The sequence below is a fragment of the Lysinibacillus sp. Ag94 genome (genome assembly GCF_023242215.1).
In the GTDB taxonomy this organism is placed as follows: Bacteria; Bacillota; Bacilli; order Bacillales_A; family Planococcaceae; genus Lysinibacillus.
This window is the reverse complement of sequence record NZ_CP096780.1, coordinates 2,534,712-2,558,119: the sequence shown is the minus strand read 5'-3', so window position 1 is coordinate 2,558,119 and position 23,408 is coordinate 2,534,712. Positions and strand designations below refer to the sequence as shown.

At 34.4% G+C, this 23,408-nt stretch carries 23 protein-coding genes; 11 read left to right on the top strand and 12 right to left on the bottom strand.

Features of this window, described 5'->3' with window-relative positions; genetic code table 11:
• The first annotated feature begins 2 nt into the window (after window positions 1–2).
• Complete coding sequence (locus tag MY533_RS11770; RefSeq protein WP_248716097.1) at window positions 3–1,208, top strand: EAL domain-containing protein; 1,206 nt, start codon at window positions 3–5, stop codon at window positions 1,206–1,208.
• Window positions 1,209–2,073: 865 nt separating this feature from the next.
• On the opposite strand, the gene MY533_RS11765 is transcribed toward MY533_RS11770, so the two are convergent.
• The 4 genes from MY533_RS11765 to MY533_RS11750 form a co-directional block, all read right to left on the bottom strand.
• Window positions 2,074–2,406 carry a hypothetical protein gene (locus MY533_RS11765; protein ID WP_142510633.1) on the bottom strand — a complete coding sequence of 111 codons (333 nt, stop codon included), beginning with the start codon at window positions 2,404–2,406 and terminating at the stop codon, window positions 2,074–2,076.
• Between the two features lie 125 nt (window positions 2,407–2,531).
• Entirely contained in the window at window positions 2,532–2,921 is a 390-nt protein-coding gene (locus tag MY533_RS11760) for a hypothetical protein (protein ID WP_248716096.1), read from the bottom strand.
• Window positions 2,922–2,926: 5 nt separating this feature from the next.
• Entirely contained in the window at window positions 2,927–4,015 is a 1,089-nt protein-coding gene (locus tag MY533_RS11755) for a hypothetical protein (protein WP_248716095.1), read from the bottom strand.
• 471 nt (window positions 4,016–4,486) lie between these two features.
• Window positions 4,487–4,828 carry an ATPase gene (locus MY533_RS11750; RefSeq protein WP_248716094.1) on the bottom strand — a complete coding sequence of 114 codons (342 nt, stop codon included), beginning with the start codon at window positions 4,826–4,828 and terminating at the stop codon, window positions 4,487–4,489.
• A 705-nt stretch (window positions 4,829–5,533) separates the two neighbouring features.
• Between MY533_RS11750 and MY533_RS11745 the strand changes: the two genes are divergently transcribed.
• Window positions 5,534–6,226 carry an SDR family oxidoreductase gene (locus tag MY533_RS11745; RefSeq protein ID WP_248716093.1) on the top strand — a complete coding sequence of 231 codons (693 nt, stop codon included), beginning with the start codon at window positions 5,534–5,536 and terminating at the stop codon, window positions 6,224–6,226.
• Window positions 6,227–6,253: 27 nt separating this feature from the next.
• On the opposite strand, the gene MY533_RS11740 is transcribed toward MY533_RS11745, so the two are convergent.
• A complete protein-coding gene (locus tag MY533_RS11740) occupies window positions 6,254–6,649 on the bottom strand; it encodes an alpha/beta fold hydrolase (protein WP_248716092.1) in 396 nt (131 codons plus the stop codon).
• 146 nt (window positions 6,650–6,795) lie between these two features.
• Here MY533_RS11740 and MY533_RS11735 point away from each other — a divergent pair, with 146 nt between their 5' ends.
• The 3 genes from MY533_RS11735 to MY533_RS11725 all read left to right on the top strand — a co-directional run bounded on the left by MY533_RS11735 (window position 6,796) and on the right by MY533_RS11725 (window position 9,718).
• A complete protein-coding gene (locus tag MY533_RS11735; protein WP_248716091.1) occupies window positions 6,796–7,407 on the top strand; it encodes a flavin reductase family protein in 612 nt (203 codons plus the stop codon).
• 220 nt (window positions 7,408–7,627) lie between these two features.
• The gene (locus MY533_RS11730) at window positions 7,628–9,133 is read left to right on the top strand and encodes a serine hydrolase domain-containing protein (RefSeq protein WP_248716090.1); all 1,506 of its coding nucleotides are present in this window, start codon (window positions 7,628–7,630) and stop codon (window positions 9,131–9,133) included.
• A 195-nt stretch (window positions 9,134–9,328) separates the two neighbouring features.
• Window positions 9,329–9,718, top strand: a complete 390-nt coding sequence (locus tag MY533_RS11725) for a RidA family protein (RefSeq protein WP_248716089.1) — start codon at window positions 9,329–9,331, stop codon at window positions 9,716–9,718.
• 222 nt (window positions 9,719–9,940) lie between these two features.
• Here MY533_RS11725 and MY533_RS11720 read toward each other — a convergent pair whose 3' ends face one another.
• Together MY533_RS11720 and MY533_RS11715 are read right to left on the bottom strand one after the other, a co-directional pair.
• Window positions 9,941–10,990: a DUF418 domain-containing protein gene (locus tag MY533_RS11720; protein ID WP_248716088.1), complete on the bottom strand. Its 1,050-nt coding sequence runs from the start codon at window positions 10,988–10,990 to the stop codon at window positions 9,941–9,943.
• 93 nt (window positions 10,991–11,083) lie between these two features.
• Window positions 11,084–12,028 carry a helix-turn-helix transcriptional regulator gene (locus MY533_RS11715; RefSeq protein WP_248716087.1) on the bottom strand — a complete coding sequence of 315 codons (945 nt, stop codon included), beginning with the start codon at window positions 12,026–12,028 and terminating at the stop codon, window positions 11,084–11,086.
• Between the two features lie 102 nt (window positions 12,029–12,130).
• Between MY533_RS11715 and MY533_RS11710 the strand changes: the two genes are divergently transcribed.
• A complete protein-coding gene (locus MY533_RS11710) occupies window positions 12,131–12,664 on the top strand; it encodes a dihydrofolate reductase family protein (protein ID WP_248716086.1) in 534 nt (177 codons plus the stop codon).
• 18 nt (window positions 12,665–12,682) lie between these two features.
• Here MY533_RS11710 and MY533_RS11705 read toward each other — a convergent pair whose 3' ends face one another.
• Window positions 12,683–13,705, bottom strand: a complete 1,023-nt coding sequence (locus MY533_RS11705) for a serine hydrolase domain-containing protein (RefSeq protein WP_248716085.1) — start codon at window positions 13,703–13,705, stop codon at window positions 12,683–12,685.
• A 353-nt stretch (window positions 13,706–14,058) separates the two neighbouring features.
• On the bottom strand, window positions 14,059–14,382 hold the full coding sequence (locus MY533_RS11700) for a class I SAM-dependent methyltransferase (RefSeq protein ID WP_248716084.1): 324 nt from the start codon (window positions 14,380–14,382) through the stop codon (window positions 14,059–14,061).
• Window positions 14,383–14,718: 336 nt separating this feature from the next.
• On the opposite strand from MY533_RS11700, the gene MY533_RS11695 reads away from it, so the two are divergent.
• Window positions 14,719–15,222 carry an AAA family ATPase gene (locus MY533_RS11695; protein ID WP_248716083.1) on the top strand — a complete coding sequence of 168 codons (504 nt, stop codon included), beginning with the start codon at window positions 14,719–14,721 and terminating at the stop codon, window positions 15,220–15,222.
• A 45-nt stretch (window positions 15,223–15,267) separates the two neighbouring features.
• Here the strand turns inward: MY533_RS11695 and MY533_RS11690 are convergent, their stop codons facing one another.
• Window positions 15,268–16,086: a non-homologous end joining protein Ku gene (locus MY533_RS11690; RefSeq protein ID WP_248716082.1), complete on the bottom strand. Its 819-nt coding sequence runs from the start codon at window positions 16,084–16,086 to the stop codon at window positions 15,268–15,270.
• Window positions 16,087–16,190: 104 nt separating this feature from the next.
• Here MY533_RS11690 and MY533_RS11685 point away from each other — a divergent pair, with 104 nt between their 5' ends.
• Window positions 16,191–18,014: a DNA ligase D gene (locus tag MY533_RS11685; protein WP_248716081.1), complete on the top strand. Its 1,824-nt coding sequence runs from the start codon at window positions 16,191–16,193 to the stop codon at window positions 18,012–18,014.
• A gap of 571 nt (window positions 18,015–18,585) precedes the next feature.
• Entirely contained in the window at window positions 18,586–19,029 is a 444-nt protein-coding gene (locus MY533_RS11680) for a PH domain-containing protein (protein ID WP_248716080.1), read from the top strand.
• A gap of 48 nt (window positions 19,030–19,077) precedes the next feature.
• Here the strand turns inward: MY533_RS11680 and MY533_RS11675 are convergent, their stop codons facing one another.
• Window positions 19,078–19,998, bottom strand: a complete 921-nt coding sequence (locus MY533_RS11675; protein ID WP_248716079.1) for an MBL fold metallo-hydrolase — start codon at window positions 19,996–19,998, stop codon at window positions 19,078–19,080.
• A gap of 339 nt (window positions 19,999–20,337) precedes the next feature.
• Here MY533_RS11675 and MY533_RS11670 point away from each other — a divergent pair, with 339 nt between their 5' ends.
• Entirely contained in the window at window positions 20,338–20,526 is a 189-nt protein-coding gene (locus MY533_RS11670; RefSeq protein ID WP_248716078.1) for an NUDIX hydrolase, read from the top strand.
• A 41-nt stretch (window positions 20,527–20,567) separates the two neighbouring features.
• On the opposite strand, the gene MY533_RS11665 is transcribed toward MY533_RS11670, so the two are convergent.
• Window positions 20,568–21,524: an MBL fold metallo-hydrolase gene (locus tag MY533_RS11665; RefSeq protein WP_248716077.1), complete on the bottom strand. Its 957-nt coding sequence runs from the start codon at window positions 21,522–21,524 to the stop codon at window positions 20,568–20,570.
• A gap of 137 nt (window positions 21,525–21,661) precedes the next feature.
• Here MY533_RS11665 and MY533_RS11660 point away from each other — a divergent pair, with 137 nt between their 5' ends.
• Window positions 21,662–23,149: a methyl-accepting chemotaxis protein gene (locus MY533_RS11660; RefSeq protein WP_248716076.1), complete on the top strand. Its 1,488-nt coding sequence runs from the start codon at window positions 21,662–21,664 to the stop codon at window positions 23,147–23,149.
• Window positions 23,150–23,408 lie beyond the last annotated feature (259 nt).

Below are 23,408 nucleotides of genomic sequence, written 5' to 3'. Positions count from 1 at the left end.
CAATGGATGCAATTGAAGTTTTAACAAATTTAGATCAAATACATGGGTATTTTCAACCTATTTTTAGCGCGGATGCGCATACGGTGATTGCCTACGAAATTTCCGGACAGTTACAAATCGAGGGTCAACAAATTAATTTAAAAGATTTTGTGAATAATGAAGATATTCCAGAAGAGTATCGTATTGATATGGAACATAAAATTCTACATGCTGCATTAGCAAAAGTAGAAGAAATCGGACAGGATATTGATATTTATATTCCTAGTAACCCGAACTTACTGATGCAGGATTTTGGTGAAAGTCATTTTAATATTATTCAACAATATATAAGTGAAGACGATTTACATCGTATTGTATTAGTTGTTTCTGAGCATCGTTTTTTAGGCGATATTCATAAGCTGCACCATGCAGTACGTTACTTTACGACTTTTGGTGTCAAAATTGCTGTTCAGGAAGTAGGAGCGGAGAGTCATTTAGAGCACATTGCACTATTATCACCACAAATTTTAAAGGTCGATATTCAAGACTTAAATTATGATTCTTGGTCTGCACAGTCTGATATGATATCAGCAATAGGTAGTCTCGCGTATAAAATTGGCGCAAATCTTTTATTTGAAGGTATCGAAACTGTGTATCAATTGCAGTTTGCTTGGAAGAACGGGGGCCGATTTTATCAGGGGCGATACTTGGCAAACCCTGCCATAACATTCGTAGAGAAGGATATTTTAAAGGAACGTTTTAAGGAAGAATGCCAGCAGTTTATTACCTCTGAAAAGAAAATTTTAGAGGCACAATATTTCGAGTTGAAAAAGCTGAGAGAGGAGCTAGAAGCGATTGTCCATCGTGTCAAACCTTCTAGTGACAACATCATACTTTTAGAGCATTTAGCGCAGCTATTGGATAGTTATTCGTTCCGAGTATATATTTGTAATGAAGATGGCTTCCAACTTTCTCCAAACGTAATGCGTATAGATGGACAGTGGGAATTGCAACCTAGAGCTATCAATAAAAACTGGAGTTGGCGCCCGTACTTCCTACAAACAATCATTAAAATGCGCAACGATCAAAGTGGAGAAATCTCAGAGCTTTATCGAGATATCGAGACAGGGGAAATTACAAGGACATTTTCTATTGCTATTAATGAGCATGAATATTTGTTCGTCGATCTTTCGTATGATTTCCTATACGAGCATAATATATTTAGATAGTTCTATGAATGAAGGGTACAAGAAAATAGCTTGTACCCATAATTTGTGTAGTAATGTTTAGTGCAATAGTTAATGAATATCTCACGTACTAACGCTGGCGGCCAGTAATAACCGAGTAAGCGTTTTTTAGTGTACTTTTTTACGGCAGTTAGTAAATTAAATGAAAGTACGAAACGATCGCTTTGTAGCTTCTATGGGCGAAAAAGGTAACTAATTAGCTTATTTTGCACCATGTTATACAGTTAATCCGTTTATCCTCGCTACAGGACGACAAAGACTCCATACTTTGAAGATAATTTTAGCTAGCATATCGCAAGAGGGAAAGATGTACTCCAAGTTCTATTAAAATCCCGGAATGGAGGAAGCGTTTCAATTCTTAATTTTTCTTTTAAATGTTTTCAGCAAAGAATGTGGAATATAACAATTGAAAGACAATTTTGAATAGAAGTAAGTGAAAAAAAGAAAACAGTATGGTCAGTTGCTACTGCAGTCTTGTACTTTTAAATTGTCGTTTGGTTCGGGGGCAAGTGCTGACAATGATCAAGGTGCTGGTGGTACTCCGCCGCCGCCCATTGCATGCATTCCTATTCAAGAAAAAAAGAGAAATCGAGGTTATTCGAGTTCTCTTTTTGCTTAACTTCTTCATTAAGTTATGCTATTTACTATTCTAGTTCTCTGTTAATGGCCACGTATTTACGAATGTTTCCTGTACTTACACAAAGCCCAATTCGTTTTCTACCTATAAGCAATTTTCCACGGACAAAAAATCTCGTGAAATGCAAAGTAGCCTTAAGACTCGAAAAACTGGTTCTACATCGATTTTTCGTTGTCGATAGATGGCATCCAATAATTTGTTGGACTCTTGTTATTTTAAAGGAATACCAAGTCCTAAGGCAGAAGCGATCGATACAATAGAGCTAATAACACCTAGTATACTAGTTAACTTCTCTAATGGTTTTTTAGCTTTCTCTTTATCTCCATTTTCTATGTGAGTTTGAAGAAGTTCAAAATTAGCTTCCGCAATCTCTCGTTGTTCCTCAGCTAGGTGTTGAATTTCTTCATGAAGCTGTTGTAAAGCATTGATAATGTCATTAGGCAAGCTTGCTATCCCTTGATTGAGTGTACCATTGTTTTCAATAGTTATATTACCTTTGTTTTCTCCAAAAGTTAGACCACCATATTTACTAGAATCACCCATATAACCATCTCCTAAGATAATAGTAACTTTCCCGAGCTTTGATACTTTCTCTAATAATTGATCAGAATTTTCTTCGGCTAAAATACCGATAATTTCTCTTAAACTCTCAGGTTTATTTTGCTTACTTAACCCGACATTTTCCGTTTTGTTATTAATTTTTTTTTTGAAAAACTTTGTCTGAAATCATCACTTAATTCGATTATTGGAATGGCGTTTAAAGGATCAAAACAGTTTTCGGTACCACAATACTTGCAAGGAATGAAATCAATATTTTCAAGTTCAGATTTATTAGCAGTAAAAATACTTCTACTACATTCCTCGCAGTGAAATTCTAATTTTATAACGAGCGCTTCTTTTTTTTCTAATTCAGATAATGTATCAATAACTACTCCAAGAGGTAAGTTAGTTATTTTTGCAATATAACTATGGTAAAATTTTTCAATCTTACTGATAGCAATTGCCTCAAGTGCATTATCTATTTTTTGAGAAATTTCCCATGGCTTTAAATTGCTCAATACTTTTACCTCGCAGAATAAATTTGGTAAATCAATTTTTCTCTAATATAATCCAATACAGGCTCAGACGCAAATACATTGAACTTAAATGTCTTTGTATTGACGCCGATTCGAATAGAATATTCTTGTTTCACGCCATCAACACTATGTTCAAATAATATGGATCCTTTTTGTTTGGATAGATAAGGTTCTAAATAATTGTATAATGGTAAACCTCTTAGTTCTCTAATACTACCTAATCCTATTGTTTCAAGACCACTTAAAAGGAGCAACGTAAAAGGTGTTGTTTCTAAAATGCCAGTAATATCTTCGCTATTTAAATTTTGCTCTAAAATGGATAATTCACCATTAGTATAGTATTCGTCAATTGCAGAAAGTATACTCACAATTGATTGACCCTGTGTTTCTTCAAATGTATTTACGGATCCTGCTGGTCTTCCTGTAGCATCAATAAGCCTTCCTTGAAGTGTATCTGCTAAAGACTCAAGATTTCCCCCATACTTCTCTAACAAATCATGTTGTTTGAATTCATATTTATCATCGACTGTTTTAGTTAACCAAGCAATGATTTTTTTGGCAACAGCTGAACTTGCGCGTACTTCAATTATTCCCTTGTTTTCATCAATATAAACTGTTGTTATTTCGTGCTTAATGTATTCTCTTCGGTTAGCTAAAAAGTAATCAACATTAACACCAGTTCTATGAATAAATCTTAAATAATATGCTTGAGAACCTTCGATGTCAGCAGCAGCAATAATCGTAGGATCAATAGGGACATTTTCGCTGTTTGGTGTAACTACTTTTTCGAAAGGGTTAAATGGCATTTTATCAATAATACTTTGTTTAAATCCGATTAAACCAGTATTATTTGTCGCCTGAAACCAAGCTAAAGATACTGCTCCAGAGAAAATATTATTGCTTATCATTTTAAGAACATCGCCTTCAATATGATCAAAAGAGTTCCACACTCTACTAGCTAATTCATTTACATTGCCAGTTGTTTCTAAAGTCAATTTATTACAAATCTCTTTAAGTTGAGTTTTGCTTAATTTATGCAAGTCTTGGGGGAAAATTAAAGATTTAATTGTATTCATTTAACACCCTCCAGAATTATATTCTGTGTTCGATGAAATTATGTCGTTTTATTAATAAATATAATATTATATGTATTGAATAACCAAAAAATGACATAAAAGTGTTGATTGACATGGGGGTTTGAATGAATTGGAACTTATATGCATCGAAATGAATAAAAATCGTATAGCTCTTTAGTATTATTTGTTGCTTGGATTTTTAAAAGAAATAACTACTATTGAATGGGGATTGGTACGCTTTAAGATAGGTATCATTTTCGTTTTGTGAAAAGAAAATAGTGCGGAGGAACTATTGAATCGGAAGGGTCTTGATTAGGAGAAAACAAAGTAATTGAATTAAGATTCTCTACTCGTTGATTCAGCAGTGTGTAAATTTAGGGTACAAGGGAGAAATTTTTCTCAAATGTACCCCACTTGATTTACCTTTAAATACTTTAATCGAAGAGTGTTAGTAAAGATTTGTTCCTATTATTAAAGAATCTCTGTTAATTCTGAATTCACAAACCTTTGGGCAGTAATAAGAACGCCTGAAGCTGTTCTTCCATATACACTATATAATCCGCCAGTTTGATTAGGAACAATTTCAACTTCATACTGAGCTGCACCTCCTACACTTGGCGTTACAAAAGTAGAAGCGTTAGCATTTGCCGCAAATGGAGTTGTTGATAGTAATTGTCTTGTACCGTTAAGTCTAAAAACTCTTACAACTCCAGTTAGTAAACCTCCAGTAAGATTGAGAATTTTGATACGAACGCTAGTTGCATTAGCTGGTTGATTTCCTGTATTTTCAATTGGACCAGTAGTTAAAGGCAATATATTTCACCTCCTTCGGGATAAAAGATTTATAATCTGCAGATTACATACTCATAGTATTCAGTAGCTATTGAAACGCTCTAAACGTTTTAATCAATTTTTTATAAAAATGTAGAAGTTGGTTAATAGAACTATTTAAATTTTTCAGCTATAGCAAGTGATGCCTGTAAGGAGTATCTTCTAAAATCTCTCTACTTAATGGTGGTGCATGATGGATATTTTTAAAACTTCATGAATGACATACGTCTACGGAAATATGGAGGTGAAAATATTTGAGGAAGATCGTTATAATAGGTATAATCATAGTTTCGGTCATGAGTGGATGTAATCATAATTAGATACCGGAAATTTCAGAAGAACAGGCAAAATCAATTGAGTTAAAAGCCATGCAAAAAACATTGGTAAAGTTGAAATAAAGTCAGTTGGTTATAACAAAAACGAAGATATTGTTTAATGGGAAAATAAAAAAAAGAACGGAACAGACGATATTGATGACGAAATTGGCAAAATAATAAATGATGAAACCTCAATATGTTAAATTCTGCAGAGAGATTAATGCGCATCATATAGCGACAGAGATTGGTAACAATACGTGTAACACTCCTCCATACTAATAGGGCAAGTGTGATGATTCAATTCAACAAATCCTCATATTGATTGGTTTTCTTACTTTGGTATAATTAACTGCGAGAGAGGATGATCAATATGAGCAAAAATATCGTTGTTATAACAGGGGCTGGCAGTGGTTTAGGTGCAGCACTTGCTAAAAAATATTCGGCTTTAGGCAATCACATTTGTTTACTCGGCCGTACGAAATCAAAGCTTGAGCATACGGCTAAAGCTTTAACCAATGGCTATTCTATTTATGAGGTTGATGTTACTTCGAAACAAATGGTTGCTCAAATAATTCGTTCTATACAAGATGATTTTGGTTCAATTCCATTACTTATTAATAATGCTGGTGTTGGCTATTTTGATAAAGCTGAAAACTTAAATGAGGATTCAGTTCATCAAATGATTGATATTAACTTAAAAGGAACAATTTTTTGCACACAAGAAGTACTAAAAGGTATGAAAGAACACAATGAAGGAACAATCGTCAATATCGTTTCTACAGCTGGTTTAGAAGGAAAAGTAACAGAATCTGTTTATTGTGCTAGTAAATTTGGTGTACGTGGATTTACAGAGAGTCTTGCACTTGAATTAAGCGATACCGCTATTAATGTATGCGCTGTGTACATGGGTGGCATGAGAACAGAATTTTGGGACGGTGTGTTTACCGATGAAAAAACTAAGACATTAATGGATCCAAATGACATCGCAGATATTATTATGGAAAATATTAAACCAAGAAAAGCGTTAGCTGTAACTGAAGTTGTTATTAAAAATAGACGATAATATTTGAAATTAAGATGACCAGGCTCTTCATTTAAGTCGAGCCTGGTCACTTTCTATTTCATTTACTATTTCGTCAAAATAACTAAGATACAGTAAATGTCCTTTATTTTCAATTATGTGTAATGAGGAATCTGTATAAAGCTTGTTTAGTGTTTTAGCCGTCTTTAATGGCCAAACATTATCTTTTTCGCCATGCCAAATGTAAATTTTATAGGGACGAGCGGCATAGTTTAAAGAAACTTTTTCAGTCATTGCCACTGCATCATAGTACACTGCTAGCCCATTATTTTGATAAGCTTCTACGGCAGCTTTTGTTATTACTTCTTGAAAATGCCTTTGATTGGCTACTAATTGATCAGCCTCAGGCATTTTATCAATCGAATCTTTAACCGTTGTTTCTATATGATGGTTCTCTTTTTTCATAATGAACCTCCTTCTTTTTAAAAAGTATATTTAACTTTTTAATCCTATAGTCAATTAAGTATTTAATATGTAATCCATATTTCGATGAAAATCGAAATATCTATCTTGTACTATATAAATTGAAAGTACGGTTAGGAGGAGATAAAATGACTCAAATTGCTAACACAGAGATGATTAATCCAAAAATTCTTTACTACGGGACTCCTGTAATTTTATTAACTACGCTAAATGAAGATGGCACAGTAAATATTAGCCCTCTGTCGTCATCATGGGCGTTAGGAGATTGTATTATTTTGGGAATTGGGCTTGGGGGCAAGGCTATTGAAAATTTAGAACGACATCCTGAATGTGTTATTAATGTTCCAGATCCTTCATTATGGGAGAATGTAGAAAAATTAGCGCCATTTACAGGAAAAAAAACCGTTCCTGAATATAAGCTAGCAAATGGATTCACATTTGAAAAAGATAAATATGAAATTAGTAATTTAACACCTAACGAGTCTAAATCAGTAAAGCCTACTAGAATTGCGGAGTGTCCAATTCAACTAGAGGCAAGAGTAAAACATATTCGAATCCCTGATTATGCTTCATTTTTTGCCATTGTTGAGACACAAGTCATACATGTACATGCTCATAAGGAAATTATCGTTAAAGAAAATTATATTGATCCAAATAAATGGAGCCCACTCATTTATAATTTCCGCCATTATTTTGGACTTGGGCATCAGCTAGGGAAAGCTTTTAGGGCAGAAATTTAAATCTAAACGATCATCAAAAAAGGTTGGCACTCACTTTTATGGGTAGCTGATCTTTTTGCTTTTATTCAAGATTTTCAATAAGCACGGTACGTTACAAAACTGTCATGTTGTCATGTTATTTGTCATGTAAAACAATAGATATCGTATTAATTCCTTGTTATAGTTAACAAAGTCATTAAGGAATTTATAACCTTGTACCTAGCTTAGAGGAGAAATGAAAATGAAACTATTATTAAAAATCTATCCGTTTATATTAGCTATGATTGTCATCTTTTATAGTATAACGCCTACAATAGCAAAGGCAAATTCAACTGAAAAAATTCAGAAAATTGATCAATTTGTTAAAGAACAAAAGGCGATTAGTAAAATTCCTGGAATATCGGTAGTAATTGTTGAGAAGGGGAAAACGGTTTATGAAAAAGGCTTTGGATATGCCGATGTTCAGTCAAAAACACCAGTGACCTCTAATACATTATTTGAACTAGGATCTACATCGAAAGCATTCACAGGACTAGCCATTCTCCAATTGGAAAGGGAAGGCTTACTAAAACGTTCTGATGATGTCCAAAAGTATATCCCATGGTTAACGTTAAAATATAATGGCAAGCCTCAGTCCATTACTATTAATCAGTTTCTATATCATACAAGTGGCATCACTACTAACACTCTATATAATATCCCAAAAAGTAACGAACCGAATGCTCTTGAGTTGACCGTCAAAAAATTGCTTAATCAGCCTTTAAATAGACAACCGGGTAGTTCATACGAATATGCAACACTCAATTATGATGTTTTAGGCCTAGTTATTGAAAAAGTTTCAAAACAACCCTTTGATATGTATATCAAACAGCATATATTAGAGCCGATTAATATGAAGGATTCATTTGTTGGACTTCATCAAGTTAAATCTAATGAGATGGCGTCAGGATATAAGATAGGGCTTATGAAAGAGCAGGCTTATACACCACCTATCTACCGTGGAAATGTGCCTGCAGGGTATATAATAAGTAACATAAATGATATAGCAAAATGGTTAAAGTTACAGTTAGGCAATAGCCAAATATATTCGATTGATAAAAAAATTATTCAAGAATCACATATTCCAGATCAATCTGTTGAACCTTTCGATAAGGATACATACTACGGTAGTGGGTGGGGAGTGATAGAAAGAAATAAAAAACAATATTTATTTCATGCCGGGGAAAATCCAACATTTACATCTTATTTTATGATGCAGCCTGATCAACAATTGGGAGTGGCCATATTATCTAATATGAATTCGAGCTATACAACAGCGATAGGTCAAGGTGTGATGGATTTATGGGAAGGGAAAACGGTTGATACTGTTCATTCTGATAACCTTCAGAAGCTGGATAAAGCTGTTTCACTTTTATGCGTTATTATTGTAGGCTTTGGGATGTTTTTAAGCATTCTATTGTTAAAAACCTTGAAGGAAATTATTAAAAAACAACGAATTAAAGTAGCTTTAACTATGAAAAGGACCTTATTATTAATCTTGCATTCTGTAAGTGTTGCAATAATCTTTGCACTAATGAGTATGTCCCCAAAAATTTTAGTAGATGGATCAAATTGGACGTTTATTAAAGTATGGGGTCCAACCTCAATCACTGTGTTATTTTATAGTGTTATAGTGTCAGGTGTGGTTTATTGTTTATTGGGATTAGTGAAGCTTTTTACCGAAAACCAAAATCGGTTAAAAGTGTAGATATTTGATTTTTTATGAAAAACGTGGTAATTTGAATTTAACTTTAGGTAAGGGGGAGAATCCAAATGAAAAAAAGATCAATATGTTTTTTAAGTATGGGTATTGGATTCTCAACAGCTGTTTTTTTCTAAAATTGAGTTTTAAGGGACGAGTCTGCCCTTTTTTAGAAAAATAAAAACCTAAAGGAGAATAACCATGAATCAAATAACACGCAAAAATCCTATCCAAGTACCTAGCCCAGTTGGCAATTACAGTCATCTTACAATAATCCCTAAGAATGCAACAATGTATGCATTATCTGGACAGATTGGAGTAGGGGCTAGCGGTGAGTTGCCATCATCACTATCTGAGCAGGTTAAAAATACATTGAAAAATATTCAAATTATATTAGAGGCAGAGGGACTTAATACAGACAATGTGGTGAAGGCCAATATTTGGGCAACAGAAGAAATTGATTGGGATGACTTCGATCAACAATGGGAATCGATGTTTGGAAATCCCTATCCCTCTATGACGATAGCCTATATTACGGCTTTAGGACTCCCTGATATTAAAATAGAAATAGATATTTGGGCTGCTAAATAAGTAGAGTACCGACAAAATCTTTATGATTTTGTCGGCTTTTTATGTAAACAAAATAGAAAAAAGGTCACTTTTCTTAAGAAAAATGACCAAAAAATAAAAAATTAATAATGGGGGTGTGTTTCTTGCCCATTATCTGAGCAAGCTGGAAGCGAATTAGGTACATTACTATTTTATGAAGAATGAAAGCTAATTGTTAGGTATTTGTCATTTTAAGTTTTTTGGTTAGGAGCGTTCCTTAAAATCAGAAGTTTTTAACAATGAAGGTACTGTCCAATAAGTACCCATTCGCCACAACCATTCTAATGGTCCAAATTTAAAGTATTTAAGCCAAATTTTGCTAAACAGTAGTTGGAACATGTAAATGCTTATGCAAATCCAAAGAGATTGGATAAAACGAATATTGCCAATAAGGTCAAAAGTGTTGCCAATTAGTAAGATGAGCGCTGTTTGCCCTAAATAATTTGTTAATGCCATTTGGCCATAGTCTTTTAATGGTGAAAGTAAGGCCTGGCATAAAGGAAGTTTAAGTAATAACATTAATAAACCTACATAAAATGCCGATACAAAAGGGCTAAATTGAAGACCGATTAATGAAAATTTTTCAATGTTTGTCATATGTTCAGTCATTTCATCCGTTGTCATATTGTCAATGTTCACCATTGCCTCAGGGACATAATGCCATTGATACAGCAAGCCACCTATGCTAATCATGAACATAATCACTGTAAAGGTTAATATGCTTTTACGATTGTCATGGATCTTTTCAAAAATTCGATATTGCCCAGCAGCTAATCCTAGTAAAATTAGTGGGAACGGCATCGCGATTTTGATGCCATAATAAGCTGTTATGGCTAATAGGATAAGCCCTAAAGTTATGTTTATTTCTTTACGAACTTTGTAAAATGGTAAAGCAATTAGCCCGAAAATTGCATAAACGGTTAATGCTTCTCCAGGTTGGAAATAAAAATGTACAAGCCCAATTAACAATAAAATAATAATTCTTCTAATAAATAAAAGATAGGCGTTATTATTTTTAGCCATTGCTCGGGAAATAAAAATATAAAATCCTACACCAAATAAAAATGAAAAAATCGAGAAAAACTTACCTTCCACAAATAATATTAAAAATCTGTTATAGGCAATATCTATAGATGTGTCCGGTGTTTTAATCCATAATAATGCCGGAATATTTACTAATATAATGCCTAATAAAGCAAATCCTCTTAAATAATCTAATGTATCAATTCGTTTGTTTAGTTCAATTGGTTGCATGTTTTCTCCTCCTCACTTACAAAGTATAAGAAAATTGTCCATAAAGTAGTAACGATGAATGTTACGCCAATCTTACAAAATCGTCATAAAACATTAATCATTTTCTGGATATATAGATAGGATGTCCTTTGCCTGCTGTCGTAAAATATTGATTAATTCTTTTGGTTCTACAATTTGAGCATGCATACAAAGTCGATAAAAGAGGGGACTTATAAAATTTAGTTCACCTTTGTCTATTATGGAATCGATATAGCCTGTGCCATCTTCATTGATGACGACTAAGTCTTCAAAATTTGGTTCGCTTTTGCATTGTCGTACACCTTCCCTTGTTAATAGTACATGTAAACGAATGGGTTGTTTAATCTCATAGGTGTTGCCAAACCACTCCTCTAGATTTAAAAATTTCTCTTTGTTTTCTTCGCTTTTTACGATAGAAAGAATACGATCTACACGAAACAATAATATTTTTTGTTTCGTGAAGTCAAAGGCGGGCATATACCATAATCCATCATGTGCGTATACACCAATAGGATGAATATGTTTCGTTGTTGTACCCGATTTAGATTCATATTGAATATGTAGATTTTTGTTTTCAATAGCTAGCTCTAAAACAGCCTTCAATAAAGGTGTTTCAATCCCGCGTTTAGGATTCCAAAACGCGATATAGGATTGAAGTTTATCCACTTTGCGCTTCGCCTCCTCCTGAAGCGAGTTATAAAGCTTATGAGAAGCGGACTTACTTTCCGTATTAAAAGGTAAATCACGATAATAGTGTAGTGATTGAAACGCAAAGAAAATTGAAACTGCTTCATCTTCTGTAAATAAAATAGGGGGAAGAAGTCTGCTCGATAGAACAGTGTAGCCACCGTTTCGCCCTTGTTCAGCGTAAATAGATAAGCCCATATCACTTAAATCTAAAATATAGCGATGAACTGTACGAATCGATATATTGAATTCATCAGCAACTTCCTGAGCGGTAAACTTCTTTTTTGCACTAACAAACAGCAGGATATCTAATAAACGTTGTGCTTTTGACATTTTCTCACCTTTTCTTTTTTAATCATGCCAGTAGTTGTCATGTATTGTGTATAGTATAAATATTGTTCATGAGTTTTACAAAAAAGAAAAGGAGATGACAGTATGTCACGAGAAATCATTTTATATATTGCGACTAGTTTGGATGGATTTATTGCGAAAGAGAATGATGATTTACAATGGCTAGAAGAAACAGAGGGGGAAGGGGATGCTGGCTATTCAGACATGTATCAATCCATCGATACTATTATTATGGGCAAGAGAACGTATGATTACGTTGTAGACCATCTTGAGCCTTTTCCATATTCCGATAAGAAATGTTATGTATTCACAACATCACGATCTGGTAAAAACGAACATGTTGAGTTTGTGAATGAAGAAGTTGTAGCGTTTACGAAAAAATTAAGGGAACAGGATGGCTCAAAAATTTGGATGGTAGGTGGAGCAGAAATTCTCGATGCCTTCATGAAGGAAGCGTTAATAGATGAAATCATTATTACAATGACACCGCATCTTTTAGGCTCTGGAATTCCACTGTTTAAGAATCATAACCCATATCAAGATTTAAAGTTAGTCAATACACAACGCTATGGGCAAATGGTGCAAATGCATTATGAGGTGAGGAAAGAGGCTGAATGATAGCCTCTTTTTCTGTTTTTAGTTATGCGAATGGTAGATTTCACCCATGATACCTTTCATTTGATGCGTACCTGTATCAGTATTAGTCATCATAATAAGTCCTTGTTCGAGGAATGGATAGGCTACTAGCATACATTGAAACCCAGTACCCCAGCCAAGAGAAGAAAATTCGAGCTTTTCGCCCGTGCCATCTAGAAATACCCCAAGGCCCGCCCATTCTTTACATCCTTGTGGGCGGCACAGTTCATTTAGTTGTTTTGTCGTCATGCCGATTTTACTTTGTCCTTTAACACCTTTCATTACATCCAGTAATAATTTTGTTAAATCGCTTGGAGTAGTCCATATACCACAAGCTGCAATATAAGGGTAAATAGAATAGTTCCCTGGAATTAATGCCCCATTTCGATCGTGACCACATGCAAAATTATCTAAATTTGATGTTGAAAGAGAAGTAGAAAAAGTACTGTTCGTCATGCACAGTGGTTTAAAAATAATATTGTCCATAAGATGAGAAAAAGGTTTTTGCGTTATATCTTCAATCAATAATTGAATAAGACAAAAGCCTGCATCAGAATAGTGAAATTCACTTTCAGGCTCAGAAGTTACTTCGATTGAAGTTGCGCAATATGGAGTTGTACCATTCAATATTTCCACCATGGACGGTATTTCGTGAAAAGATTTTAGTTCCAAAAAACTGCCCTCAGGGTCCACAATACCAGATTGATGACATAGTAAGTTGCGTAATGTAACTTTTTTGTGCTTTGTCAATGGATTGTCAGGAATTTTCCATGAAACTAATTTTTTATTAACATCTTCATCTAAATCTACCATCCCTTGTTCCACTAATTTCATCACTAAAATACTTGTTAGAAATTTACTGATTGAGCAAGCATTAAAAACGGTATGCTCATTAACTTTTTTATCGGTACCTACCTCCAGAACACCATAATGACCTGTGCTACTGATTTTTCCCTTATCGATAGCTACTAGACTTAGGCCAGCTATACGGTAATGCTCCATACGTTCACGAATGTTTATCATCTACTTAGCTCCTATTTTTATTCTTAATTATAACAGAATGTCGGAACGGACGTTCGTTTTTTCGTATTATTTTAGTAAACGTGCGTGTACAATCATTGATGGACTATCTTTTGTAAAGTCATTTTTGTTCCATGATCCATAGATGTGTAACACTTCGAACCCATGTTGTTCTAATAGCCTTTTCATTTCCATTGGCTATGTATAGCGAAGTCGAATTGAATCTTCGAAAGTAGCGTGTTCTAGCTTATTTATTGAACGGCAAGTTAAAATTTGTGTGATAGGGTCATATTCTTCACGATGCTGAATAGTTAGTTTTCCACCTTCGCTATTGACTGAACTTTCTTCGTATTCATCTACGATAGACAGTTCAGAATAGTGTTTCTCGTATCAAATACAAATTCTTCTCCTGGATGTAAAGGCTTTTTAACGGAATGGAATAAAGCATTTTGACTTTCATTACTTAAAAAATGTTGAAATGAATTTCCTGTCATAAAGACAAAATTTGATGTGATTGGTAATTGAAGCTGTGTACAGTCTTGCGCTGTAAAATGTATATTAACATTCTCCTTTCTCGCTTTTTCAATGGCCAATTGTAGCATCCCTTCATGGCCACAGGCTAATTCAATTATCGTATCATTATTTTTGTTAAGAAGATTTTCAATAAAATATAAATCCACGTTATAATTTTCATGAAGTGCATCATATTCAATAGGGTTATTTTATTTCTCTAAATTTCCATTAAACTCATTTTGATACATATAATTCAACTCCGTCAATTTTATTTTTATTTGAGATATATTGTATAATAAATGCAATATTCACACAAATTAGGCCTTGTCATAAACGTAGGATTGATTTCCTTTGCTTTCCTACGGTGTCCGATGAGCCGCTTCACTTGCACTCCATGGGCTCATCTTAACGCTATTCCCAAGGAGTCGCCCAGCCCCTGTCATCACTAAATACTGGTGATGAGTTACATAATTAATAAACTATGAAAAATAGAGGGGATTCGTTTGAACAAGAAATTTCTATGCAAAATACATATTATAGGCTCTGTTGCTAGTGGGAAAACAACTTTAGCGAAAGAATTATCCACGAAATTAAACATACCATATTATGAATTAGATAATGTTGTTTGGATAAGGCAAAATTCCGGTGATATTAGAAGGACCGATCAACAAAAAGTGGATTATTTACATAATATTATTCTTACAAATGCGTGGATTATTGAGGGCGTTCATAATGAGGACTGGGTAGCACAAAGCTTTTTGAATGCCGACTTAATAATTTTTTTAGATACAAATTATTTCATCAGAATCTATCGAATCATAAAAAGATTTACGCTCCAAAAACTCGGTTTGGAAAAGTCCAATTACAAACCAACTTTTGCGATATTCATTAAAATGTTTAAGTGGAATCGTTATTTTGAGGAGATTGGCAAACCTAATTTTTATCACAAATATGGAATATATTATGACAAGCTATTAGTCATCTCTAGTAAGAGGCAGATTCTTTAAAAAAAGCATATCCAAAATAATGGATACGCTTCTTCTGTGTACATTTTAAGCATTTTTTTTCGTTCTTGGTGCTCGTTTTCTTGTTGTTGGCTTTTTTGTTTTTTCTAATGAGGCTTGAAGAGCTGTCATTAAGTCCGTAACATTATCAGGTACTGGACGTTTATCACTTGTCGAGATTGTATTTGTAGCTTTTTTCTCCTCTATAAGCTCCATTAAAGCATTGCGATAGTCATCTGTATATTTTTCAGGATTAAATTCTGTTGTTAATTGATCGACTAACATGAGTGCGGTTTCTAGCTCTTTTGGAACAATGTTTTGTTCACTTGGAATACTTGGGACATCACCAACACTCCTTACTTCATCAGGGTAATGAATCGTTTCCATCACTAAAGCGTTTTGATAAACACGGACAATGGCTAATTGCTCTTTTGAACGGATAATAATTTTGGCCACACCTATTTTTCCAGATTGTTCCAATGTTTGTCGTAATAGGGCATAAGCCTTTCCGCCAGTCGAATCAGGAGATAAGAAATAAGTACGTTCAAAATAAATAGGATCGATTTCAGTTAATTTTACAAAATCGATGATTTCAACTGCCTTATCTTCATTTTCCTTCCGCAAGTTCTCTAATTCTTCTGGATCTAATACGACAAACTTATTTTTGGCATATTCATATGCTTTAACAATATCCTCATCTTTTACTTCTTGGTTACAGCCTTCACAAACCTTTTTATAGCTAATAGGGGTATGGCATTCTTTATGGAGTTGTCGTAACTTAATGTCTTTATTTTCAGTTGCAGCATGAAGTTTCACTGGTATATTGACAAGACCAAATGAAATACTGCCTTTCCAAACTGTATGCATTTGTATCACCTCGTTTTTCTTACTATGATATATTTTGCTTATTTTTATGTATCTTAAAGTGAAATCGTCAAAAACTGAAGGTAAAAAGCAAAGTAGGTATTCAAATGAAACCAATGCTATTAACAGAAGTGCTCGAAACGCCTATCGGTGAGGAATGGATGTACGAAACAAAGTTTGATGGATTTAGATGTATGTTAGTATGGGATGAACAGCCGATGCTAATAAGCAGAAATGGCAATAACTTAACGCACCTGTTTCCAGAGATACTTGATTTTTGTAAGAGCATATTTACTAACATTAAAAGGTTTTTACCATTAACATTGGATGGTGAATTAGTTTATTTAACGAATAACTTTAAAAGTGATTTTTCACTTGTCCAAAAAAGAGGGAGGATGCAAAACAAAGAGGTTATTGCTACGCATGCAAGAGACTTTCCTTGTCATTATATTGCATTTGATTTACTGAGCTATAAAGGGGAGTCGCTGACCAATAAATATTTAAAAACACGCAAACAGCAACTTTCTAAGCTTTTTACAACTTTAAAGCTCCCGGCGACTGTCGATTATGAGGATTCATGTCCTTTGCAAGTGATTAACTGTGTGGAACATAGTGAGCCTCTTTGGCAGGCTATTAAGATTTACAATGGAGAGGGAATGGTTGCAAAGAAGAAAACGAGTAAATGGATAGGAGATATACGCTCGACCCATTGGTTAAAAATAAAGAATTGGAGATATGTAACGGTCATAGTGACGAAATATGATCATGGAAATGGTTATTTTCATGGCAGTATTTATCAACAGGGAGTGTTAGTTGAAGTAGTTATTTTTAAACATGGAATGTCAGAGGAAGAGCGGAAAACACTCATAGCTTTTTTTCAAGCAAATGGACTGAGGAATAATGAAACATGGAAGCTGGAGCCGTCCATTTGCCTTGATATTGCCTGTATTGATTTCGATGGGAGCAAATGTCGAGAACCGCGTTTCCATGCATTCCGACTGGAGATGTTGCCAGAGGACTGTCATTGGCAGCATATGCAACGTCAACTTTATCCTATCCCTGATTCGGTACAGATTACGCATCCTGAGAAGCCTGTTTGGCCTGAAATCGGTATTACGAAGGATGATTATTTGTATTATTTGCAAATGATTTCTCCGTATTTGCTGCCTTTTTTGCGAGATCGACCACTTACGTTAATACGATTTCCTCATGGAGTGCCTGGTGAAAGCTTTTATCAAAAAAGTAGTCCTGAGAAAATACCTGCATTTGCTTCAACAGGATGGATGGACGATATTCATTATCTTGTATGCAACAATCTTGAAGCATTACTATGGTTAGGTAATCAGCTTGCATTAGAGCTGCACATACCATTCCAAACATTGCAAACTGAGCATCCGACTGAGATTGTTTTCGATTTAGATCCTCCTTCTGTTGAGCAATTTTCACTTGCTGTTACCGGGGCACTGGATTTAAAGGAAATTATCGATTATTTTAAGCTACAATCCTTTGTTAAAACATCAGGAGGCAAAGGAATACAGTTATATATACCGTTACCCGAAAATGCCTTTACTTATGAAGAGGTGCGAGTATTTACTGAATTTGTTTGTCGTTTTTTATGTGAGCAAAAACCGGAATTGTATACAATCGAACGATTAAAGAAAAATAGACATCAAAAATTATATTTAGATTATGTGCAGCATGCAGAAGGCAAAACGATTATTGCCCCATACTCGACTCGTGGCAACGAAAAGGGGTTAGTAGCAACGCCATTACACTGGGAAGAAGTCAATGAGCATTTAACACCAGACCTCTTTACTATTCCCGCTGTACTGGAGCGAATGAAAACTGTGAGCAACCCCTTTAAAAATTTCCGTCAAGTAGGAGAAAGTCAGGATTTTAAATTAGCCTTAGAGCGTTTAAAAGAGCAATGATGTTTACTAAATGACCAGGCTGATAGAAGATAAACTTCGATAAAAGGAAAAAGCGTCGGCATTATTGGAGGGCACTGAAAAAGTCATATCTTCCCACATTGCGAGGTATTCAACGATTAAATCGTTGAATACCTCGCTTTTTTCATTTGGCACTGTGACTCTACTGTTGTTTTCCGAAGCATTCCGCTCGCTTTCCGCGGGCGAGCGCCGAGCCTCCTCCTACGCTTCGCTTCGTGCGGGGTCGTCTGTCTCGCTTTCCCGCAGGAGTCGAGCGATGCTTCTCCAAACAACGCAATGTATCACACTATTATTTTAGTCACGCTTTCCTTTATAATAAAAGAATTAATGTGCAGGTGGTGCCCCCCGATGATTTCAAATCAAGAAACCCTTAATTTAAGTCCATATTGAACAAGAAGTGCCTTATTTTTATCTGAAAAAGGTTAACAAACTTATTTGCAATCTATTTCCCATGTTTGATACATTAAAAATTAATGTTAAATTACATATAAGGTTGACTTGATTTACTTATTAAAATTTAGCGAATATTAATAAGAAAGGTGAGCTAACTATTATGGTTTATCAAGCAAAAACAAATATTTTTTACACAATCATTGTGTTTTTATTGGTTTGGATATTTGGCGCTATTTCACTTTTTCCGTTCATCACATCTTTATTAATTGTTGTTATTATGTTAACGGCCTTTATTGTTTCATTTGTTTTTATTTTTTGGTACGTAAATTCGATTAAGTTTGTTTTCTGTGAAAATTATCTTTTAGTCAAAGGTGGGCCATTCAAAAGTAAGATTTCGTATCAAAGTATAGCAAGGGTTTCTCCTACGACAGATAAATATACTGGTTATCTAATTTCATCATTTGATAAGGGTCTGGAAATATTTTATAAAACAGCGAATTACGGTAGTATAAAAATTTTACCAGAAGATAAAATGAAGTTTATTTTAGAGTTAAAAAAACGATGTCCTAATGCACAGATTTTGCAGAATCAACAATTCGAGTGAGAGGGTCAAATTACTTCGCCCTCTCTTTAAATTTATTTAACAACTGTTTTAAGAATTTGACAATTCTCTTAGTTGTTTTAAATTTTGTTGATAAATCTCAGGTGAACGCCAATCCTTATAGATATTAGGGATTTCAATATCCTCATTTTGCTTGCTCTTTTCTGCAATAGTAGTTAATTCAGCTATATAGTTGATTATTTTTGAGATATCTTCTTTAACCCCTGTTGGGCCGTGTCCCGGTACTGCCACGTCAATTTCTAGTTTTTCAACTGTTTTTAAAATATTACTCCATTTCAAAGGGTCAGTCTCTTCAAAAAACGTTGGATGACAGTTCACAAATAATAAATCACCCATAAATATTACTTTCTCATCAGGAATATAAAGCATTGCATCACAATATGAATGGCCTCCTCCTAACGTGAAAAGCTTTGCAAAACGTTGTGTTCCTTGAAAGGTAATTTCATTTTTAAAAGTTTGATTCGGTAAAACTAATTCCAAAGAGGGTAAAGAATCATTTAATTCATTTAGAGAATTTATTTGGTATTGTATTTGGGGATCGTTAGTTTGAATTTGTTGCTCTTTTAAGGATAGAATATAGCTTTTTAAACCTTGAATATCATTTTTCTGTTTACTGAATCTTGAGGGATGCACATCTCTTATTTTTGAGTATGTAATTTGACTTGAAATAATAATTGAATCTATAGATGTTTGGTTGCCTCGAATATGGTCGCCATGCCAATGACTGTTAATAACCCATGTAACAGGTCGGTTTGTTATTTTTTCAGCAACGAACTTTAAGTCTTCAGATGCTTGTTGAGTGTTAAATGTATCAAAAACGATAATTTTATCGCCAAGATCCACAAAACCTGCATTTCCTACAGCCCCTCCACCATCTTTAGCTATTGCTGCATATATCCCTTTACCAATTTGGTCTAGTTGAAAGTGTTTACTATAAAACGCATCGCTCAATGAACTCACCTCGTATCTATTTTTTCCTATATTTTCTATATTCGATAATGATTAAAACATTCCCTTTAAGATTTAAAAGTTGCTACATCTGTATACGAATTTGTCTTGCTCTATAATACATCGAAAAATGGTAAAATATGATAAAAAATTTTTGATTGAAGTAGTCTATGCTTATGTATCAGGGGAGGGAGGGCAGCTGCTCTAGTTATGTTAATAGAATATACATAACTACTACAATAAGCGTATTAAGAATGAACACGCAATGTAGTTCGGTGCAACATCGAAAAAAGATAGGTTCATAGAAAGATAGAGTTAACGTTGAAAGGCAGGCGGTTTTAGATGAATACACAAAAGCAAGACATCACATTTCCAACTAAAGATGTTACCAGTGATGGTATTGAAGAAAGGTTAGAATGGTTACCTATTTCGAATCTTCAGGATGCCTTTCTATTCCCGGAGTTCTTTAAATCAGAACTCACTTACTTGCCTGATGAAGATTTCGTAACCTTTGAAGAAAAAAGAACATAAAAAAAAACAGAGAGGATTACTCCTCTCCAGTTAAGTCTGCTTTAATTTTGTGAATTCTTTTTCTCTAAGTAATCCAGAATTCCCATTGCCGAAACAATGGTATCGAATGGGATTGTTTGATAAACCGGATGCTTTTCTGCGATACCATTTTCCTGTAAGTAGTTATACAAAAGTTCCTTCAAGCGAGTATCTAAAAATTGTACTTGTTTTTTAAAGTCACTAGATACCAGTAACGCCTTTTTCCCCTCAGCTAAAAATAGCGGTGTCCAGTAGCGCACTTGTCTATAAGCTTCAGCTGGATTTTTATAAGCACCGAAATGTCCGAAATACAATTCTGAAGCATTTAATTTTTCATAAAGCTGGATAGACTGCTCCATTGTATCTGGATCATACTGATTCGGTGAAGTGGAGGGAATAATTAAATCAATGGCTTCGTTGTCCATTTCCGGATAACGTACACCAGTTGTATCTCCTACAAACAAGCCATTCGTAGCAGAATAATGCATAGATACATGATGCTTAGCATGACCTTCTGTATGATAAAACGTTAACTGATGTTGACCTAAAGATAGTACTTCCTCATGTCCAATTTCTATAATGCGTTCAGCATCGATAGGAACAATTGGATCAAATAGACGATCGAATTCTGCTCCATAAACACTCTGCGCACTTGCAATTAGACGACTAGGATCAACCATATGAGATACACCTCGTGGATGTACAACGAATTTTGCATTTGGGCAGTTTTGTAAAAACAAGCCTGCACCTCCTGCGTGGTCTAAATGAATATGCGTAACAATTACATATTGAATATCCTCTAGAGAAATATGTAATTCATCTAAACCTTCTACTATATAAGGCATAGACGGACTGGCGGAAGTCTCGATTAATGCAATTTTTTCATCGATAAGCAAATAAGAGCTTGTACGCTGTTCCCGATTTAAATCGTGTGTATCAATACAAAAAAAATTTGGTGCAAGTTGTTGGACTCTCCCCATAAATAATCCCCCTTTATTTTCGAAACGTATTAAAAATTCTCTAAAATACATTTTTTATCTACAAAAAGTAGTTGTTATACTTTATAATAATAGAAAAACACAATGAATGTCCATTCATTTTTAAGGGGGGGACTAGTATGGAGAAAAATATTCACTACGATACAAGAAAAGTCCATCGTGTCAATTTAGCCATTATTTCAATTTTAGCTGTTTTAATTTGTGGACCGTTGATACTCTCAAAGGGCATTATGTTTTTATTTGTTGGACTAGCCGTTATGGCATTGGCAATTTGTAATTACTTTTTACCAATTAACACGTATGTTAAAGGCTTTATTTTTGGAATGATTCCTTCAAGTACTGTTTTTGCTTTATTTTTAGTTGATAGTTTTTCATTAAATAAACATTATATTTTACTTTGTTCTGTGGCCATTATCGCCCTTTATTTTAAAAAGGAATTACTTGTATTTTTCGGTGTGCTGACTAATATCAGCTTTCTGATTCTTTATATGGCTAATTCGAAATCATTATTAGGGCCATTTGATGATATAACTGTATTTATAACGCTATTTGCGATAATGAATGGCGTCATTATTGCATTATATTTAATCGCTAAATGGGGCAATGAACTAATTGAACATGCTACTATTCAACAAAATGAAGTGAAGGTGTCTTTAAATGAGCTTGAAAATACGTTTCAGGAAATTGAAAAAAGTAGTCAAGCCTTGGATGAACACGTTACGCAATTCCAACAAACAATGCAGCGAATATCTGGATCAAGTAAACAAATTCTTACAGCTACTGAGGATATTTCCGCAAGTATTCAGCAGGAGTCATCTAGCTTGCAAATGATTCATGGCACGATGAAGGAATCTGTGCATTTTGTCAACGAAACATTCTCAATTTCAAAGGATACTATTTCTAAATCTACTGATTTGCAGCAAGAGATACTAGTAGGATGGGAGAAAATGCAAGATGCGATGGTGCAAATGGGCGTTATGAATCAAGCGATGAGTTCTACAGCTGAAACTGTGAATGAGTTACAGACAAGTTTGAAAACGGTAGATAGCTTACTAAAGGGCATACAGCATATTGCAGAGCAGACGAATCTCCTTGCGCTTAATGCTGCAATTGAAGCGGCAAGAGCGGGGGAGCATGGTAAAGGATTCGCCATCGTTGCTGATGAAGTACGGAAATTAGCGGAAGAAAGTGCTGCTATTACGGTAAGTATTACGAATGTAACGAGAACTTTGTTCGAAAAATCAACAGAAGCTCATCAACGCTCTGATGACGGTGAAAAAGCGTTACAACAAGGGGAAATGCTGTTACAAGATGTAAGCAACTTCTTTAATATTTTAAAAGATTCATTTTCAAAGTCTAACTTCGATTTAACAAGGGGAATGAATGACCTAAGCAGCGCTATTTCGCAGTTTGAAACAATCCAATTACAGATTGAAAAGCTTAATGATATGACCGAACAAAATGCGACTTCCACAGGAGAGATTGTACACTCGGTGGAGGACGAACATAATATGCTAGAGATGATGACGAACACAACTAGTCATATTCAGGAATTAAGTGATACTTTAAAGTCGCTTGTGATGAAAAAGGAAAGGGAAGCTTTTTAAAAAACGAGAAGCCTTTAAACAGAATAGCGCAAGAAATCAACGTTTCTAAATTGATTTCTCGCGCTTAGCTTTAATAATTGGTACCGTAGTCATCATTACAATAATACTTTTTTACCAATGAAAAAAATGAACTTAAATAAATATCTGATTATAAAAAAATGGGTCGGTCCGTATTGTTGATGTTTCTAACAAATTTAGAGGTGCAGGTTGTTAAACCCTTTGATTTCAGACAAATGAAAGTGTTCACTTAAAATACCAT